Source organism: Streptomyces collinus Tu 365, assembly GCF_000444875.1.
In the GTDB taxonomy this organism is placed as follows: domain Bacteria; phylum Actinomycetota; class Actinomycetes; order Streptomycetales; family Streptomycetaceae; genus Streptomyces; species Streptomyces collinus_A.
Genome location: NC_021985.1, coordinates 2363659 through 2381053 on the forward strand (window position 1 = coordinate 2363659; position 17395 = coordinate 2381053).

General features: G+C 71.5%; 11 protein-coding genes. 3 read left to right on the plus strand and 8 right to left on the minus strand.

The features are described from left to right. Window positions 1-67 precede the first annotated feature (67 nt). The 6 genes from gap to uvrC form a co-directional block, all read right to left on the minus strand. A complete protein-coding gene (gene gap / locus B446_RS10090) occupies window positions 68-1075 on the minus strand; it encodes a type I glyceraldehyde-3-phosphate dehydrogenase (RefSeq protein WP_020939324.1) in 1008 nt (335 codons plus the stop codon). A gap of 319 nt (window positions 1076-1394) precedes the next feature. Then, the gene (locus B446_RS10095) at window positions 1395-4358 is read right to left on the minus strand and encodes a M14 family metallopeptidase (RefSeq protein WP_043475222.1); all 2964 of its coding nucleotides are present in this window, start codon (window positions 4356-4358) and stop codon (window positions 1395-1397) included. A 150-nt stretch (window positions 4359-4508) separates the two neighbouring features. Continuing rightward, the gene (gene whiA / locus B446_RS10100) at window positions 4509-5498 is read right to left on the minus strand and encodes a DNA-binding protein WhiA (RefSeq protein ID WP_020939326.1); all 990 of its coding nucleotides are present in this window, start codon (window positions 5496-5498) and stop codon (window positions 4509-4511) included. Further along, a complete protein-coding gene (locus B446_RS10105) occupies window positions 5489-6586 on the minus strand; it encodes a gluconeogenesis factor YvcK family protein (protein ID WP_020939327.1) in 1098 nt (365 codons plus the stop codon). The genes whiA and B446_RS10105 overlap by 10 nt, the downstream gene beginning before the upstream one ends. Further along, window positions 6583-7578 (minus strand): RNase adapter RapZ, encoded by a 996-nt coding sequence (gene rapZ, locus B446_RS10110; protein ID WP_020939328.1) that lies wholly within the window; start codon window positions 7576-7578, stop codon window positions 6583-6585. Before rapZ ends, B446_RS10105 begins: the two co-directional genes overlap by 4 nt. Continuing rightward, a complete protein-coding gene (uvrC, locus tag B446_RS10115) occupies window positions 7575-9680 on the minus strand; it encodes an excinuclease ABC subunit UvrC (RefSeq protein ID WP_052352140.1) in 2106 nt (701 codons plus the stop codon). Before uvrC ends, rapZ begins: the two co-directional genes overlap by 4 nt. 375 nt (window positions 9681-10055) lie before the next feature. Between uvrC and B446_RS10120 the strand changes: the two genes are divergently transcribed. Further along, the gene (locus tag B446_RS10120) at window positions 10056-11006 is read left to right on the plus strand and encodes a hypothetical protein (RefSeq protein WP_020939330.1); all 951 of its coding nucleotides are present in this window, start codon (window positions 10056-10058) and stop codon (window positions 11004-11006) included. A gap of 191 nt (window positions 11007-11197) precedes the next feature. Here the strand turns inward: B446_RS10120 and B446_RS10125 are convergent, their stop codons facing one another. Continuing rightward, window positions 11198-11623, minus strand: coding sequence for a Rieske (2Fe-2S) protein (locus tag B446_RS10125; RefSeq protein WP_020939331.1), 426 nt, complete (start codon window positions 11621-11623; stop codon window positions 11198-11200). Between the two features lie 242 nt (window positions 11624-11865). Between B446_RS10125 and B446_RS10130 the strand changes: the two genes are divergently transcribed. Further along, a complete protein-coding gene (locus tag B446_RS10130; RefSeq protein WP_020939332.1) occupies window positions 11866-13035 on the plus strand; it encodes a LacI family DNA-binding transcriptional regulator in 1170 nt (389 codons plus the stop codon). Then, the gene (locus tag B446_RS10135; RefSeq protein ID WP_020939333.1) at window positions 13032-13943 is read left to right on the plus strand and encodes a carbohydrate kinase family protein; all 912 of its coding nucleotides are present in this window, start codon (window positions 13032-13034) and stop codon (window positions 13941-13943) included. Before B446_RS10130 ends, B446_RS10135 begins: the two co-directional genes overlap by 4 nt. 241 nt (window positions 13944-14184) lie before the next feature. On the opposite strand, the gene uvrA is transcribed toward B446_RS10135, so the two are convergent. Further along, window positions 14185-17223: an excinuclease ABC subunit UvrA gene (gene uvrA, locus B446_RS10140; protein WP_043475225.1), complete on the minus strand. Its 3039-nt coding sequence runs from the start codon at window positions 17221-17223 to the stop codon at window positions 14185-14187. Window positions 17224-17395 lie beyond the last annotated feature (172 nt).

Consider the following 17395-nt stretch of genomic DNA (forward strand, 5'->3'; position numbering starts at 1 on the left):
GCCCGGGCAGCGCGACGTTGCGCTGCCCGAGCCCTGCGTTGACGCATCGGCTGCCCGTTGCGGCCGATCAGAGCTGGTTGCCGACGAAGACCGTGAGGTCCACGAGGCGGTTGGAGTAGCCCCACTCGTTGTCGTACCAGCCGAGGATCTTCACCGACGTGCCCTCCTGGACCATGGTCAGGGAGGAGTCGAAGGTGCAGGACGACGGGTCGCCGACGATGTCCGAGGAGACGATCTGGTCCTCGGTGTAGGTCAGGTAGCCCTGCAGCTCGCCCTCGGACGCCTTCTTGAAGGCGGCGTTGACCTCGTCCTTGGTGACCTCGCGCGAGAGCTCCACCACGAGGTCGGTGGCCGAGCCGGTCGGGACCGGGACACGCATCGCGATGCCGTCGAGCTTGCCCTTGAGCTGCGGCAGGACCAGCGCGGTGGCCTTGGCGGCACCGGTGGTGGTCGGGATGATGTTCTCGGCGGCGGCACGGGCGCGGCGCAGGTCCTTGTGCGGGAAGTCCAGGATGCGCTGGTCGTTCGTGTACGCGTGCACCGTCGTCATCAGGCCCTTGACGATGCCGAAGTTCTCGTCGAGGACCTTCGCCATCGGCGCCACACAGTTGGTGGTACAGGAGGCGTTGGAGATGACGTGGTGGTTCGCCGGGTCGTACTTGTCCTGGTTGACGCCCATCACGATGGTGATGTCCTCGTCCTTGGCCGGGGCCGAGATGAGGACCTTCTTCGCGCCACCGGCGATGTGCTTGGCGGCGTCTTCCTTCTTGGTGAAGATGCCGGTCGACTCGATGACGATGTCGACGCCCAGCTCACCCCACGGGATGTCGGCCGGGTTGCGCTCGGAGAGCACCTTGATGGTGTGGCCGTCGACGGTGATGGTGTCGGCGGTGTGGGTGACCTCCGCCTTGAGGCGGCCCAGGATGGTGTCGTACTTGAGCAGGTGGGCGGTGGTCGCGGTGTCACCCAGGTCGTTGACAGCCACAACCTCGATGTCGGCACCCTGCTCCAGCAGCGCGCGGAAGTAGTTGCGTCCGATACGGCCGAAGCCGTTGATGCCTACGCGGATCGTCACGAACCGATCTCCTCGTTGGTACGCCGGCCATGCGGTGCCGGCGAGCTGTATTTGGGATGTCCCCGACCACCCCCGACCCTACCCCTCTGGGTGCCCCGGAGTGACATCGAGATGCCGCATAAAAGGGCAGGCGGTCCGTACCGGCCAGTAGGGTACGGACCACCTCGGATCGGCGGTCGTTTCGCAGGTCTTTGTTATGTAATGCCGCTGCCCTTCGACGTTGTTTTCACTCGTTCGTGAGCGGGTCGGCTCACCTGATGAGTGCCGTTTCCGCGCACCGTTGAGAGAGGGTCCCGCTCACATGTCGAGTCAGCTCGTCTCAACTGCCGAGCGAGACGAACGCCTTCCTCATCAGGGCGGCGCGATCGGCCGCCGACGGCACCTGCTCCAGACCGAAGCCGAGGAGCACGGTGTCCTTCGTGGTGACGGCTCCGTAGGTGCGGAAGAGGGTTCCGGTGCGCGTCCAGTCCTTCAGGACCGCCGGGCTGCCCGGGGGCGGTCCGGACACGCGCCACGCGCCGAGGGACGTCTCGAAGCCCTCGGTCTCCTTCGCGGTGCCGCCCACGACGAGGGAGGCGTCGTCGGCGAGCACGCCGTGCCCGCCGCTGCCCGGGTCGGTGATGTAGGCGAGGGAGATCTCCACCGACTTCCCCGCGTACGCGCTCAGGTCGAAGTCCGCCCGCTGCCAGCCGCTGGAGCTGCCGGTGAGGCTGTGCCACGCCCCCGAGGTGCCGCTCGCGGTGCAGGAGTTGTCCGCGAGTGTCAGGTAGTGCCTGAGCCAGGGGTGTTCGCGGATCAGGAACCCGGCCCCGCACTCGGCGGGCACGGCCGACGTGGTGGCGCCGGACGCCTCCGGGAGCGTGGTCCAGTCGTCGCCGCCCACCGTGTGCGCCTCGAGGACCGCGTGGTCGTAGCCGCGCTCGGTGTCCCACAGCAGCCGGGTGCTCAGCGTGGGCCGGTCGGCGGCACTCACCCCGGTGAGGTCGACGGTGCGGGTCAGGCGCTTGTAGGCGTCGTCGGTGTGGACGGCGGCGGCCATGAAGGAGCCGCTGTACGGGCCGTAGGGGTTGACCGTGCCGGCGAACTGCCCCGCCCCCGCGCTCGCGAACTGCGGGTACGTCGCGGCCGGCAGCTCGTCCGACGTCACGCCGTAGGTGCCGGCCCGGTCCAGCGGGTTGCCGGGCGCGTCGCCGAGGGGGCCGGTGTAGCCGGCCAGGCCGCCGGAGCCGGTGAAACCGGTGGCTCCCTTGGTCGAGGTACGGCTGTAGGCGCCCAGGTAGTACTGGCTGAAGTCGTCCGAGGGCGTGCCGTCGCCGAGGTCGACGCTGCCGCCGGCCAGCTCGCCGGCCTCGATCAGCCGGCCGCCCTCGTTGAGGTAGGCGCGCAGCTGGAGCTGGGTGGCGTTGCCCGGACCGTCGGCGCCCGAGTAGTGCACGACCGTCCGGAAGTGGCCGAGCACGCCGAGCGCGTCGGGCGCGCCCTGCGTGGCGACGTCCCAGACGACGGCCCGGTGGCCGGCGGCGCGCAGCGCGTGGGCGTACGTCCGCGCCTGCGCGGCGGCCGTGCCCTCCTCGGCGACCACCAGTGTGTCGGCCGCGGGCCGCTCGGCGACGGTGTAGGTGAAGCGGGAGCTCGCCGTCCTCCGGCCGTGTCCGCCGCGCCCGGTCTCACCGGTGAACCACACCTCGACCTTGTCGCCCGGCCTGCCGCCGGGCACCTTCGCCCGGTACTCGTCGAAGTAGAGGTCGTCCTCGCCGCCGTACGTCTTGCCGCCCCTCCAGCGCCTGAGCGCGAGGTCGTGCGTACGGCCGCCGTCGACGCGGTACTTGAGTTCCTTGTGCCGGACCGCCTTGCGGACGACGACGGAGACCTGCTGGTCCGTGCCCCGCGCGTAGGAGGTGGCGAACGCGGCCGGGGTGAAGTCGGCGGCCTTCAGGCCGACCGGTGAGGCCGGCCGGTCGGGGTGGGCGGCCGTCTCGGCGACGGAGAGCGCGAACGGGACGTTCTTCTCGAACTCCTGCTGGATCAGCTTCTCGTCGTCGGGGAAGTTGAAGACCGACTGGCAGTCGCCGGGGTTCCAGGCGTCGTTCGGGTCGACGTTCGACGCGGTCTCGCACGTCGACATCTCGGGGGTGAACATTCCCATGCCGTTGACGTTCGAGGCGTGGCCGTCCGCCTCGCCGTTGGTGGTGTACAGCTCGGAGGAGACCTGCGAACGGTAGCCCGGGATCGCCGGGTTGTCGGGGGTGCCGGCGAGCGCCTTGTACAGGACGTCGTCCGGGGTCGGGGTGGCGACCTGCCATCCCACGCCGTACAGCAGCAGTTCGGCGGCGGAGTGGTAGTTGATGCCGTAGGTGAAGCGGACGCGCTTCTCGAAGCCGTCCAGGGCCTTCGTCTCCGGCTCGGACTCGGGGGTCGCGCCGCGGTACGTCTCACTGGTGGGGTTGGGGGACGAGCCCTCGTCGTCGTAGCCCCACTTGTAGGGGAAGTTGCGGTTGAGGTCGACCCCGTCGCCGGTGCCGATGACACCGTCGCCGTTGTTGTCCCGCAGGTTCTTGCGCCACAGGCGGGTGGAGGAGTCCTTGAACGTGTAGTCGTAGCCGTCGGGGTTGGCCGACAGCACGAACCACAGTTCGGTGGAGTCGACGATCCGCCGCACGCGCTTGTCGGACGTGTAGCCGTCCAGGTAGTAGTGCATCAGACGCCGGGTCATCTCCGGGGTGATCCACTCGCGCGCGTGCTGGTTGGACATGTACAGCACCGCCGGCTTGGAGCCGTCCTTGGACTTCCGGGCGTCCTTGGTCAGCCGGAGCGCGAGGATGTCCTGGCCGCCGACGGTCCTGCCGATGGACTCGACCTTGGTGAGGCCGGGGTGGGCCCGAGCCGTGCGGAGGATCTCCTCCTTCAGGCCGCCGCTTCCGCTGTACGGCCGGAACACGCCCTGTGAGGCGCCCTCGACGCGCTTCGCGGACCTGGCCGAGACGGTGCGCTCGGTGAGGTGCACGCCCCGCCGCCGGAGCTTCCCGGCCTGCTCGTCGGTCAGATAGACCTCGACGGTGCTCCGGCCCTTGCCGGTCACCTGCTCGCCGAGTTCCTGGCCGTCCTGGCCGGCCGCCAGGAGCAGCGGGACCTGTTTACGGGTGATGTCGGCGCGGAAGACCTTGACCACGCCGGGGTCGGACGGAGAAGGGCTTCCGCTCTGTGCGCGGGCGACGGGTGCAAGGGCCGCTCCCCCGATCAGGAGCGTGCCGACAGCGAGGATCGATCTCGCTCTGTGTCTCATGAACCCCCCTTGCGGTGGTCCGCCACAGCGGCGAACAGGTTGCCAGGCTCATGTCACCTCATGATCGAGTCAAGAGCGCCTCACGGACACGCAAACGCCGGTGCCGGCCACCCGTTCGGGCGCCGGCACCGGCGGATCGGGGGGTCCGGATCAGCCCGCCAGGTTGTCCGCCAGCTCGTCGCTGAGGTTGGCCTCGGTGCTCGGGATGCCGAGGTCGGCGGCGCGCTTGTCGGCCATCGCCAGCAGCCGGCGGATCCGGCCCGCGACCGCGTCCTTGGTCAGCGGCGGGTCGGCGAGCGCGCCCAGTTCCTCCAGCGAGGCCTGCTTGTGCTCCATGCGCAGCCGGCCGGCGGCCGCGAGGTGCTCGGGCACCTCCTCGCCGAGGATCTCCAGCGCGCGCTGCACCCGGGCACCGGCGGCCACCGCGGCACGGGCCGAGCGGCGCAGGTTGGCGTCGTCGAAGTTGGCGAGCCGGTTGGCGGTGGCCCGCACCTCGCGCCGCATCCGGCGCTCCTCCCAGGCCAGCACCGACTCGTGCGCGCCGAGCCGGGTGAGCAGGGCGCCGATCGCGTCACCGTCGCGGACGACCACCCGGTCCACCCCGCGCACCTCGCGGGCCTTCGCGGCGATCGACAGCCGGCGCGCGGCACCGACCAGCGCGAGCGCGGCCTCGGGACCGGGGCAGGTCACCTCCAGGGAGGAGGAACGGCCGGGCTCGGTCAGCGAGCCGTGCGCCAGGAAGGCGCCCCGCCAGGCCGCCTCCGCGTCACAGGTGGCCCCCGAGACCACCTGCGGGGGCAGACCCCGGATCGGGCGCCCGCGGCCGTCCACCAGCCCGGTCTGGCGGGCCAGCTGGTCACCGCCCGCGACCACCCGCACCACGTACCGCGAACCACGGCGCAGACCGCCGGGAGCCATCACGATCAGTTCGGAACTGTGGCCGAAGATCTCCAGGATGTCCCGCTTGAGCCGGCGGGCCGCCATCGCGGTGTCCAGCTCCGCCTCGATCACGATGCGCCCGCTCACCAGGTGAAGGCCGCCGGCGAACCGCAGAATGGCGGAGACCTCCGCCTTCCTGCAGCAGGTCCGGGTGACGGGGAGCCGGGAGATCTCGTCCTTCACCGCTGCCGTCATCGCCATGGGCCGATCCTTCCATGCATCCGAAAAATACGGTCGTACGCGGCGGCCAACAGCTCCGGGTCGTGCCGGGGGCTTCCGTCGGTCCGGGCCACCGGCGCCAGCTCGACCGCGGCCCCGAGCCTCTTGGCCGCTTCGGTGAGCGAGTCGCGGTCGGGCACGGCGGCCTCGTCGGCCAGCACCACGTCCAGGGCGAGTTTAGGGGCGTGTCGCCCCAAAACCTCCAAATGACGCTGCGGGGAGAAGCCCTCGGTTTCTCCCGGCTGCGGGGCGAGGTTCAAGGAGAGCACCTTGCGCGCCTTGGTCTCGGTCAGCGCGTCCAGCAGGTCCGGCACCAGCAGGTGCGGGATCACCGACGAGAACCAGGAGCCCGGGCCGAGCACCACCCAGTCCGCGTCCAGGACCGCCGCGACGGCCTCGGGCACCGCCGGCGGGTCGTGCGGCACGACGTGCACGGACTGCACCTCCCCCGGCGTGAGCGCCACCGTCGCCTGCCCGCGGACCGTGTCCACGTCGTCCGGGCGCTCCGGGTCGTGCCCCCTGACCAGCGCCTGCAGCTCCAGCGGCACGGCGGACATGGGCAGCACCCGCCCGTGCGCGCCGAGCAGCTTGCCGACCAGGTCCAGGGCCTGGACATGGTCGCCGAGCTGCTCCCACAGCGCGACGATCAGCAGGTTGCCCACCGCGTGGTCGTGCAGGTCGCCCTTGGACTGGAAGCGGTGCTGGATGACCCGGGCCCAGGTCTGGCCCCAGTCGTCGTCACCGCACAGGGCGGCCAGCGCCTTGCGCAGGTCGCCGGGCGGCAGCACGCCCAGCTCGTCGCGCAGGCGTCCGCTGGAGCCGCCGTCGTCGGCCACCGTGACGACGGCGGTCAGGTCACCGGTGATCCGGCGCAGCGCGGCGAGCGAGGCGGACAGGCCCATGCCGCCGCCGAGCGCGACGACCTTGGGCTGGGCGCCGCGCCGGCGGGCCCGGCCGCCCGCCCGGCGCTCGGCCGGACGGGGCGCCCGGGCCCCGCCCACGGCGCGGCCGGAACGGCCCTCCGGGACCGCCCGGCGCAGCCTGCCCAGCCGCGGTGTACGTTCCGTCATTCCCGTCCCATGTCCCGGTGCACGACCACCGTCTCCACGCCCTCGGCCGCGAGGCGCGCGGCGAGCTTCTCCGACATCGCGACCGAGCGGTGCTTGCCGCCGGTACAGCCGATGGCGATGGTCACATACCGCTTGCCCTCGCGCCGGTAGCCGGCCGCGACGAGCCGCAGCAGCTCCGCGTACCGGTCCAGGAACTCCTTGGCGCCGGGCTGGTTGAAGACGTAGGCGGCGACCTCCTCGTTCAGGCCCGTGTACGGCCGCAGCTCCGGCACCCAGTGCGGGTTGGGCAGGAACCGCATGTCCGCGACCAAGTCGGCGTCGACCGGCAGGCCGTACTTGAACCCGAAGGACATCACGGTGGCCCGCAGCTCGGGCTCCTCCTCACCGGCGAACTGCGCGTCCATCTTGGCGCGCAGCTCGTGCACGTTCAGGCTGGAGGTGTCGATCACCAGGTCGGCGTCGCCGCGCAGCTCGCGCAGCAGCTCGCGCTCGGCGGCGATGCCGTCCACGATGCGGCCGTCGCCCTGCAGCGGGTGCGGGCGGCGCACCGACTCGAAGCGCCGCACCAGGGCCTCGTCGGAGGACTCCAGGAACACGATGCGGCGGGTGACACCCCGGGTGTCGAGGTCGGCGAGGGACTCGCGCAGATTGTCGAAGAAGCGCCGGCCGCGCACGTCCACGACGACCGCGATCCGCGCCACGTTGCCCTGGGAGCGGGCGCCCAGCTCCACCATGGTGGGGATCAGGGCGGGCGGGAGGTTGTCGACGACGAACCAGCCGAGGTCCTCCAGACACTTCGCGGCCGTCGACCGGCCCGCACCGGACATGCCGGAGATGATCACCAGCTCGGGGATGGCCGCCTCGGGGGCCCCGGCCGGTGTGACGTCCGTACTCACCTGTGCTCCGTTTTCGTCGACCGCCTGCTGTGGCTCCCCCTGGGCCTGGGCCGTCTGTTCTCGGTCCGCTGCGCGCTGTGCGTCGTGCTCGGTCATGGCTCCTGCCCCCGTCGTTCGTCCGGGGGGCCCGCGGTCACGGGCTCCCCCGAGGAACCCCCGGTCGTGTCGGGTTCCTCGTCGTCAATGATCTCCCCGGTCGCCGTGTTCACGGCGGGTGCGGCCGGAACCGCCCGGGCGAGGGCCACAGCGATGGTCTCGGCCGTCTTCCGGCCTATGCCGGGCACCTCCTGGATCTGCTCGATTGTGGCGGACCGCAGCTTCTTCACCGAGCCGAAATGCTTGATGAGCGCCTGTTTCCGCGTCTCACCGAGGCCGGGCACGTCGTCCAGGGGGCTGGAACGGAAGCGTTTGGCACGCCTTGTGCGCTGATAGGTGATCGCGAAGCGGTGCGCCTCGTCCCGGACGCGCTGGAGCATGTACAGGCCCTCGCTGGTGCGCGGCAGGACGACCGGGTCGTCCTCGCCGGGCACCCACACCTCCTCCAGGCGCTTGGCGAGACCGCACACCGCGATGTCGTCGATACCCAGCTCGTCCAGCGCCCGCCGGGCGGCCGCGACCTGCGGCTGCCCGCCGTCGACCACGACGAGCTGCGGCGGGTAGGCGAACTTCCTGGGCCGGCCGTCGTCGTCCTTGAGGGTGTCGGGGACCGGCTCACCGTCGTTCAGGGGGTCGATGACCGGCTCACCGTCGGCGAGCACGTCCTCCGGGACGGCTCCGTCGGTCCACTCCCCCGTCTTCTCCTTCTCGGCCAGGTAGCGCCGGAAGCGCCGGGTGATCACCTCGTGCATGGAGCGGACGTCGTCCTGCCCGGCGAAGCCCCTGATCTGGAAGCGGCGGTACTCACTCTTGCGCTGCAGGCCGTCCTCGAAGACGACCATGGAGGCGACCACGTCGTCGCCCTGGAGGTGGGAGATGTCGTAGCACTCGATGCGCAGCGGGGCACTGTCCAGGTCGAGGGCCTCGGCGATCTCCTCCAGCGCCCGCGAGCGCGTGGTCAGGTCGGAGGCGCGCTTGGTCTTGTGCAGGGCGAGGGACTGCTGGGCGTTGCGCTGCACGGTCTCCATGAGCGCCTTCTTGTCGCCGCGCTGCGGGATGCGCAGCGAGACGTTGGACCCGCGGCGGCCGGTCAGCCACTCCTGGACCGGCTCGACGGGCTCGGGCAGCGCCGGGACCAGCACCTCCTTGGGCACGGCGTCCCCGCTCTCCTCGCCGTACAACTGCTGCAGGGCGTGCTCGACGAGGGCACCCGTGGTGACCTCCTCGACCTTGTCGGTCACCCAGCCGCGCTGGCCGCGCACCCGGCCGCCGCGCACGTGGAAGATCTGCACGGCCGCCTCCAGCTCGTCCTCCGCGACGGCGACGAGGTCGGCGTCGGTGGCGTCGGCGAGCACGACCGCGTTCTTCTCCATGGCCTTCTTCAGGGCCTCGATGTCGTCGCGCAGGCGGGCGGCCCGCTCGTACTCCATGTCCTCGGCCGCCTCCGTCATCTGCCTCTCCAGGCGGCGGAGGTAGGTGCCCGTGCGGCCCGCCATGAAGTCCGAGAACTCCTCGGCCAGGTCCCGGTGGTCCTCGGGAGTGATGCGGCCGACGCAGGGCGCGGAGCACTTGCCGATGTAGCCGAGCAGGCAGGGGCGGCCGGTGCGGGCGGCGTTCTTGAAGACACCGGCCGAGCAGGTGCGCACCGGGAAGACCCGCAGCAGCAGGTCGACGGTGTCCCGGATGGCCCAGGCGTGCGCGTACGGCCCGAAGTACCTGACGCCCTTCTTCTTGTGACCGCGCATCACCTGCACACGCGGGAACTCCTCGTTCATCGTCACCGCGAGGTACGGGTAGCTCTTGTCGTCGCGGTACTTGACGTTGAACCGGGGGTCGTACTCCTTGATCCAGGAGTACTCCAGCTGCAGCGCCTCGACCTCCGTGGACACCACGGTCCACTCCACGGAGGCGGCGGTGGTCACCATCGAGCGGGTGCGCGGGTGCAGGTTCGCCAGGTCCTGGAAGTAGTTCGCCAGGCGCTGGCGCAGGCTCTTCGCCTTTCCGACGTAGATCACCCGGCGGTGCTCGTCACGGAACCTGTACACCCCGGGACTGTCCGGGACATCACCCGGCCTGGGGCGGTAGCTGGAAGGGTCGGCCATGTCTCACACCCTACTGGCGAGCGCCGACACCGCGTCGGGCCCGTGGACGACGCCGGCCGGGCGTCGGCCACGGGCGGAGTTCCGGCCATGTCGGCCCCCGCGGGCCCGCCCGGACGGGCACGGACGGTGACCGTACCGTGCCCGGGTGCGTGCGCCGGGGGTCGCTGGTCGGCCAGGACTGAGCGGTGTCCCGGCCCGAGGTGTTGTCGGGGTCTGGTCAACACGCTTCAATGCGGGGGAGCTCGGGGCCGAGCGTGCCGGCGTACGGACGCGGCGCGCGCAGAAAGGGCGTTCCCACGCCCACGGGGGTGGCCCCGCACACCCGCACGGACGGTCCGACCAGCCTCCGTGAACCTCACAGAAAGGCCCCTGTGCATGCGGCACGCCACAGCAGAGCACGCGGACGCCCCCGCCGCGCAACTCGACCTGGCCCTGCGGGGCGGCCCCTTCCACGTGGCGCTGCGCGCCGCGATCGCCGCCCGGGGACTGCCGCTTCAGCGCGTGCAGCACCATCTGTCGCGCCACGGGGTCAAGGTGGGGGTCACCAGCCTGAGTTACTGGCAGCAGGGCGCCCGCCGCCCGCAGCGCCCGGAGTCGCTGCGCGCCGTCCGGGCCCTGGAGGAGATACTCCGGCTGCCCGACGAGTCGCTGATCCGGCTGCTCGCCGAGGCCGACGAGGCCGCCTCGGCCCGTCGCCCCTCGGCCCGCTCCTACCGCTCCCTCGTCGAGGCCTCCGACGCCCTGACCCGGCTCCAGGCCGACCTGGGCTGGTCCCTCGACGGCGGGCTGCACACCCTCGGCCACCACGAACGCGTGCGGATCGGCGCCCGCCGCGAACTGGCGGGCCGCGAGTCCCACCACATCGTGCGGGCCCACCGTGACGGCGTCGACCGCTTCGTCGCCGTGCACCACGGCGACCCCGGCTGCGACCCGCGCGCCATGACGGTGCACGCCCTGGACAACTGCCGCACCGGACGGGTGCGCCGGGACCAGGACACCGGCGTGCTGGTGGTCGAGCTGCTCTTCGGCACCCGGCTGCGCGCCGGCGACACCTTCCTCTTCCGGTACGGCGTCGAGGACGGCACGGCGGGTGCCTGCCGGGAGTACGCCCACCGGTTCGGCTTCCCGGGCGGGCAGTACGCGCTCCAGGTGCGCTTCGACGGGGCCGCGCTGCCGGCCCGCTGCCATCGCTTCACACAGCACTCGCCCGCGGCCCCGCGCAGCGGGCGGCACGAGCTGCCGGTCACCGGGCCGCATCACAGCGTCCATGTGGTCGAGCCCAGGATCCGGCCGGGACTGGTGGGCATCACCTGGGACTGGGAGTGAGCGTCTGATCCGGGGCGGACCTGGAGGGCCGGGCTGTCCCCGGGGCGCCGGGCTGTCCTCGCGGGCCCCGCTGGCCCGAGGGCGTGGGCCGGTCCCAGGGCGACGGTTGAGGGGCCTGGGCCGGTCCCCGGCCGACGCCGAGGGCGTGGGCCGGTCTCGGTGTGCAGGCCGGTCCCGGGGAGGCCGGTGAGTCAGGCGCCGGGGCCGGCGATGAGCCTGCCCCCGGTGGCCCTGACCGGCAGTTCGTTCAGCGGCTCGGTGGCCGGTGACTGGACCACCTTTCCGGTCGCCGCGTCGAACTGGCTGCCGTGGCAGGGGCAGACCAGCGTGGTCCCCTGCAGCTTGTTGATGGGGCACCCCGCGTGCGTGCAGATGGTGCTGTACGCCTTGAGGGCACCGCTCGCGTCCCGGCTGACCACCACATTCCGGTCGCGATAGAGCTTGGCCCCGCCCTTGGGGACCTCGTTCTCGGCGCCGAGGTCGACCGGCGCGGTCGGGGTGGCGTCGGCCGTGGCGCCGCCCGGGGCGGAGCAGGCGGCCAGTCCGAGCCCGGCGACCGGGGCCGCTGCGGCCCCTCGAAGGACGGTACGACGGCTCGCGGACGAACGGGCAGGCATCAGGACTCCACGGATCGGGGGCGTGCGAGCCGCACGATACCGGGGCAAGTCGGCCGGGCTTCCGGCGGGAGGGGTGGATACGGGCGGACACGGGCGGGCGGTACGCCGATACGGAGGGGAGCGGTCCGCCGACACGGGTGGAACCGGAGCGCGTAAACGCTTGCGCAAGCGTTTACGCGGGGCGTCTGCCTGGGGTAGCTTTCCGGGCCGACGGCTCCGTCGCGACGCAGGGAGGAACGCCGATGCCGACCATGGCCGACGTCGCCCGGAGCGCCGGTGTCTCCGTCGCGACCGTCTCCCACGTGCTCAACGGCACGCGCCCGGTGCTGCCCCACACCCGTCAGGCGGTGCTGGACGCCGTCGACGCCCTCGGCTACACGCCCAACACCCTCGCCCGCTCGCTGGTGACCTCCCGGACCCGCTCCATCGGTCTGGCGGTGTCGGCGATCAGCAACCCGTACTTCACGGAGATCCTCCAAGGTGTGGAGGCCGCGGCCCTCGAAGCCGGCTACGGCCTGCTCATCGCCGACCCGCACGACGACCCCGTGCACGAGCGCAAGGTCGTCCAACTGCTCCACGAGCGCCGGGTGGACGGCATGATCGTCGCTCCCTCCGCCGACCCGCACGCCCTCGTGGACTACCTCGCCCGCCACTCCGTGCCCACGGTGTTCCTGGACCGGGTGCTCACGGGTGGCGAGGAGGCGGCCGATGGCCGCGTCGGCCCCGATAACCGCGATGGCCCCGATCAGGTCTGCGCCGAGAACGTCGAGCCGATGGCCCGGCTCGTCGGCCATCTCACCGCGCTCGGCCATCGGCGGATCGGCCTCGTCGCCGGCCTGCCCGGGCTCAGCACCACGACCGAGCGGATCGCCGGCTACCGGCGGGCCCTCACCTCGGCGGGCCTCCCCCATGACGACGACCTGGTGGTGTCCGGAAACTCGGAGTCGTCCGGCGCCGAGCGGGCCACGGCCGCCCTGCTGGCCCGTCCCGAGCCGCCCACGGCACTCGTCACCGCCAACAACGCCATGACCATCGGCGCCCTGCGCGCCCTGCGACGGCGGGGCCTGGCCGTGCCGGACGACATCGCCCTGTGCTGCTTCGACGACTTCGCCTGGGCCGACCTGTTCTCCCCGCGGCTCACCGCCGTCGCCCAGCCCAGCAGGGAGATCGGCGCCCAGGCCGTCCGGGTGCTGCTGGACCGGCTCGTCACGCCCGGCCGGCCTGCCCGGACCGTACGGCTGCCCTGCGCCCTCGTCCACCGCACCTCCTGCGGCTGCCCGGAGGAGCCGGCCGGGGACCTGGGCCGGGAGAGAGACCGGGACGAAGGGACCGGCCCGGTGCCGGGCGGCCTGGCCGGCAAAGCCGCATCATCCGCACGCTCCACGCTGTCCGAGAAGGGAACAACCTCGTGATCGTCGTCGCCGGTGAGGCACTGATCGACCTGGTACCGCACGGCCCGGGTGCCCTCGCGGACCTGAAGCCGGCGCTCGGCGGCGGCCCGTACAACACGGCCGTGGCCCTCGGCCGTCTCGGTTCCCCGACCGCGTTCTGCTCCCGGACGTCGCACGACGCCTTCGGCGAGGCCCTGCTCGACGGGCTGAGGAGGGCCGGGGTGGAGCTGTCGGGTGTGCAGCGTGGCCCGGAGCCGACCACCCTGGCAGTCGCCACCGTCGGCAGCGGTGGCTCGGCCTCTTACTCCTTCTACGTCGACGGCACCGCCGACCGTCTCTTCACCACTCCCGCCGCGCTTCCCGCCGGCACGCGCGCGGTCTCCTTCGGTACCTGTTCGCTCGTCCTGGAGCCGGGAGCGAGCGCCTATGAGGAGCTGATGCGGGCCGCCGCCGCACAGGGCCTGTTCACCGCACTCGACCCCAACATCCGGGCGGGGCTGATCCCGGACGCGGACGCCTACCGGGCGCGTTTCAGGGGCTGGCTGCCCTCGGTGACGCTGCTGAAGCTGTCAGAGGAGGACGCCGAGTGGCTGGGCGGCACTCCGCGCGAGTGGCTGGCCGCGGGGCCGTCGGCCGTCGTGCTCACCCGGGGCGGGGACGGCCTCACCGTCCTCACCCGGGACGGCGCGGAGTACTCCGTACCGGGTGAGAAGGTCGATGTCGTGGACACCATCGGTGCCGGTGACACCGTGAACGCGGCCCTGCTGCACGGGCTCTGCGCCCAGGACGCGCTGTCCGCGCGGGGCCTGGCCGCCCTGGGACCGGACGGCTGGCAGCGGCTGCTGCGGTTCGCGGCGCGCGCGGCCGCGATCACCTGCTCCCGGGCCGGGGCGGAGCCGCCGTTCGCGAGCGAGCTGGGAGAACTCTGAGCCGACCACAAACCGGGGACCCGAGGGGACGCAGAGGGACGCCGGGGGGGGGCGGGGGTCTTCGCGGATTTCCTCGATGCTGTTGTCAAGGTGCTGCCGGCTCCGCGGTTCGTGACACCGGTGGAGGCTGCCGCTGCGCGGGGCCGGGGTGGCTGTAGAGGGAACGAGCGGCGCCCCGCGGGGAGTTCCCGCGGGGCGCCGCTTTTTTGATGGCATGTCAGAGCATGTCGCCCGACCCGGGTCAGGCCTTGCGGGCCCGGGTCGTCTTCTTGGCCGGGGCCGCCTTCTTCGTGACGGCGGCGGTCTTGCCGGTCGTCTTGCCGGTCGTCTTGCCGTCGGCCTTGGCCGTCACCGTCTTCTTCGTCGTCGACCGCGCCGCGGCGGTCTTCCGGGCCGTCGTGCCGCGGGACGCCTTCACCGGCTGCGCGTCGCTGATGCGGTCGGCGCCGAGGATGTCGCGCAGGAACTTGCCGGTGTGGCTGGCCGGAACGCCGGCGACCTCCTCGGGCGTGCCCTCGGCGACCACGAGACCACCGCCGGCGCCGCCCTCCGGCCCCATGTCGACCAGCCAGTCGGCGGTCTTGATCACGTCGAGGTTGTGCTCGATGACGATGACCGTGTTGCCCTTGTCGACCAGGCCGGAGAGGACCGTCAGCAGCTTGCTGATGTCCTCGAAGTGCAGGCCGGTGGTCGGCTCGTCCAGGACGTAGACCGTCCGGCCGGTGGAGCGCTTCTGCAGTTCGCTGGCGAGCTTCACGCGCTGCGCCTCGCCGCCGGACAGGGTGGTCGCGGACTGACCGAGCCGCACGTACCCGAGGCCGACGTCCTTGAGCGTCCGCAGGTGCCGGGAGATGGCCGGGACGGCCTCGAAGAAGTCGGTGGCCTCCTCGATCGGCATGTTCAGCACGTCGGCGATGGACTTGCCCTTGTAGTGGACGTCCAGGGTCTCGCGGTTGTACCGGGCGCCGTGGCACACCTCGCACGGGACGTAGACGTCCGGCAGGAAGTTCATCTCGATCTTGATCGTGCCGTCGCCCGCGCAGTTCTCGCAGCGGCCGCCCTTGACGTTGAAGGAGAAGCGTCCGGGCAGGTAGCCGCGCACCTTCGCCTCGGTGGTCTCGGCGAACAGCTTGCGGATGTGGTCGAAGACGCCGGTGTAGGTCGCCGGGTTGGACCGCGGGGTGCGGCCGATCGGCGACTGGTCGACGTGCACGACCTTGTCCACGAGGTCGTCGCCGTCCACGCGCGTGTGCCGTCCGGGGACGTTGCGCGCGCCGTTCAGCTCACGGGCCAGGTGTGTGTAGAGGATGTCGTTGACCAGCGTCGACTTGCCGGATCCGGACACGCCCGTGACGGCCGTGAAGACGCCCAGCGGGAAGGACACGTCGATGTCCTGGAGGTTGTTCTCCCGGGCGCCGTGCACGGTGAGCTGCCGGGACGGGTCGCGGGGGCGGCGCACGTCCGGGAGCGGGATGGCCTTGCGACCCGAGAGGTACTGGCCGGTCTGCGACTCGGTGTTCGCCAGCAGTTCCTTCAGGGAGCCGCTGTGCACGACCTTGCCGCCGTGCTCACCCGCGCCGGGGCCGATGTCCACGATCCAGTCGGCGACCTTGATCGTGTCCTCGTCGTGCTCCACGACGATGAGCGTGTTGCCCATGTCGCGCAGCCGGACCAGGGTCTCGATCAGCCGGTGGTTGTCACGCTGGTGCAGGCCGATGGACGGCTCGTCCAGGACGTACAGGACGCCGACGAGACCGGAGCCGATCTGGGTGGCCAGCCGGATGCGCTGGGCCTCGCCGCCGGACAGGGTGCCGGCCGCGCGGTTGAGGGAGAGGTAGTCGAGGCCGACGTCGACGAGGAACCGGAGCCGCTCGTTGACCTCCTTCAGGACGCGCTCGGCGATCTTCTTGTCGCGGGCGTTGAGCTTCAGCTCGCCCAGGAAGTCCGCGCAGTCGCTGATCGACATCGCGGCGACCTCGGCGATCGACTTCTCCATGATCGTGACGGCGAGGACGATCGGCTTCAGGCGCGTGCCCTCGCAGGAGGGGCAGGGCACCTCGCGCATGTAGCCCTCGAAGCGCTCACGGCTGGCGTCGCTCTCGGCCTCGCTGTGCCGGCGCTTGACGAAGGGCACCGCGCCCTCGAAGGGCGTGGTGTACACGCGCTCGCGGCCGTACCGGTTGCGGTAGCGGACCTCGATCTGCGTCTTGTGTCCCTGGAGCAGGGCCTTCTTCGCGCGCTGCGGCAGCCCGGCGAAGGGGATGTCCGTGCGGAAGCCGAGGGCGTCCGCGAGGGCGCCGATGAGACGGCCGAAGTAGTCCTTGGTGTGTCCGTGGGACCAGGGGTGGATGGCGCCCTCGTCCAGGGACTTGTCCTCGTCCGGGACGATCAGCTCCGGGTCGACCTCCATGCGCGTGCCGATGCCCGTGCACTCGGGGCAGGCGCCGAAGGGCGAGTTGAAGGAGAAGGAGCGGGGCTCCAGTTCCTCGAAGGACAGGTCGTCGTACGGGCAGTACAGGTGCTCCGAGAACATGCGCTCGCGCTCGGGGTCGTCCTCGGGCAGGTCGACGAAGTCGAGCACGACCATGCCACCGGACAGGCCGAGGGCGGTCTCCACGGAGTCGGTGAGGCGGCGCTTGGCGGTGTCCTTCACCGTGAGGCGGTCGATGACCACCTCGATGGTGTGCTTCTCCTGCTTCTTCAGGGTCGGCGGGTCGGACAGCTGGATGGTCCGGCCGTCGACACGCGCGCGGGAGTAGCCCTTGGTCTGCAGGTCGGCGAAGAGGTCGACGAACTCGCCCTTGCGCTCGCGCACCAGCGGCGACAGGACCTGGAAGCGGCTGCCCTCGGGCAGCTCCAGCACCTTGTCGACGATGGCCTGGGGCGACTGGCGCGAGATCGGACGCCCGCACTCGGGACAGTGCGGCTTGCCGATGCGCGCGAACAGCAGGCGCAGGTAGTCGTAGACCTCGGTGATGGTGCCGACCGTCGAGCGCGGGTTGCGCGAGGTCGACTTCTGGTCGATCGAGACCGCCGGGGACAGGCCCTCGATGAAGTCGACGTCCGGCTTGTCCATCTGGCCGAGGAACTGCCGGGCGTACGAGGAGAGCGACTCGACGTACCGCCGCTGCCCCTCGGCGAAGATCGTGTCGAAGGCCAGGGAGGACTTGCCCGACCCGGAGAGGCCCGTGAAGACGATGAGCGAGTCGCGAGGCAGGTCGAGCGAGACATTCTTCAGATTGTGCTCACGCGCGCCACGGACGATGAGACGGTCGGCCACGCCGGTCCGCACCTTTCTTGAGAGAAGTGACAGGGGCCGGAGCCCCCGTGCTTCTTCGAGACTAGGGGGAGCCACTGACAACGCCGGTCGGATTCCGGGATGCATAACAATCCCCGGCTCTCTTTCATGCCCGACGCCACTCTCGACGATATAGCACGGGCATTCGATTTAA

What these genes read in the sequence shown, in the direction of transcription:
- rapZ (WP_020939328.1), bottom strand. Translation starts at nt 7,578, where the DNA reads ATGACCGAGCACGACGCACAGCGCGCAGCGGACCGAGAACAGACGGCC.
- B446_RS10095 (WP_043475222.1), bottom strand. Translation starts at nt 4,358, where the DNA reads ATGAGACACAGAGCGAGATCGATCCTCGCTGTCGGCACGCTCCTGATC.
- B446_RS10105 (WP_020939327.1), bottom strand. Translation starts at nt 6,586, where the DNA reads ATGACGGAACGTACACCGCGGCTGGGCAGGCTGCGCCGGGCGGTCCCG.
- B446_RS10130 (WP_020939332.1), top strand. Translation starts at nt 11,866, where the DNA reads ATGCCGACCATGGCCGACGTCGCCCGGAGCGCCGGTGTCTCCGTCGCG.
- uvrC (WP_052352140.1), bottom strand. Translation starts at nt 9,680, where the DNA reads ATGGCCGACCCTTCCAGCTACCGCCCCAGGCCGGGTGATGTCCCGGAC.
- B446_RS10120 (WP_020939330.1), top strand. Translation starts at nt 10,056, where the DNA reads ATGCGGCACGCCACAGCAGAGCACGCGGACGCCCCCGCCGCGCAACTC.
- whiA (WP_020939326.1), bottom strand. Translation starts at nt 5,498, where the DNA reads ATGGCGATGACGGCAGCGGTGAAGGACGAGATCTCCCGGCTCCCCGTC.
- B446_RS10125 (WP_020939331.1), bottom strand. Translation starts at nt 11,623, where the DNA reads ATGCCTGCCCGTTCGTCCGCGAGCCGTCGTACCGTCCTTCGAGGGGCC.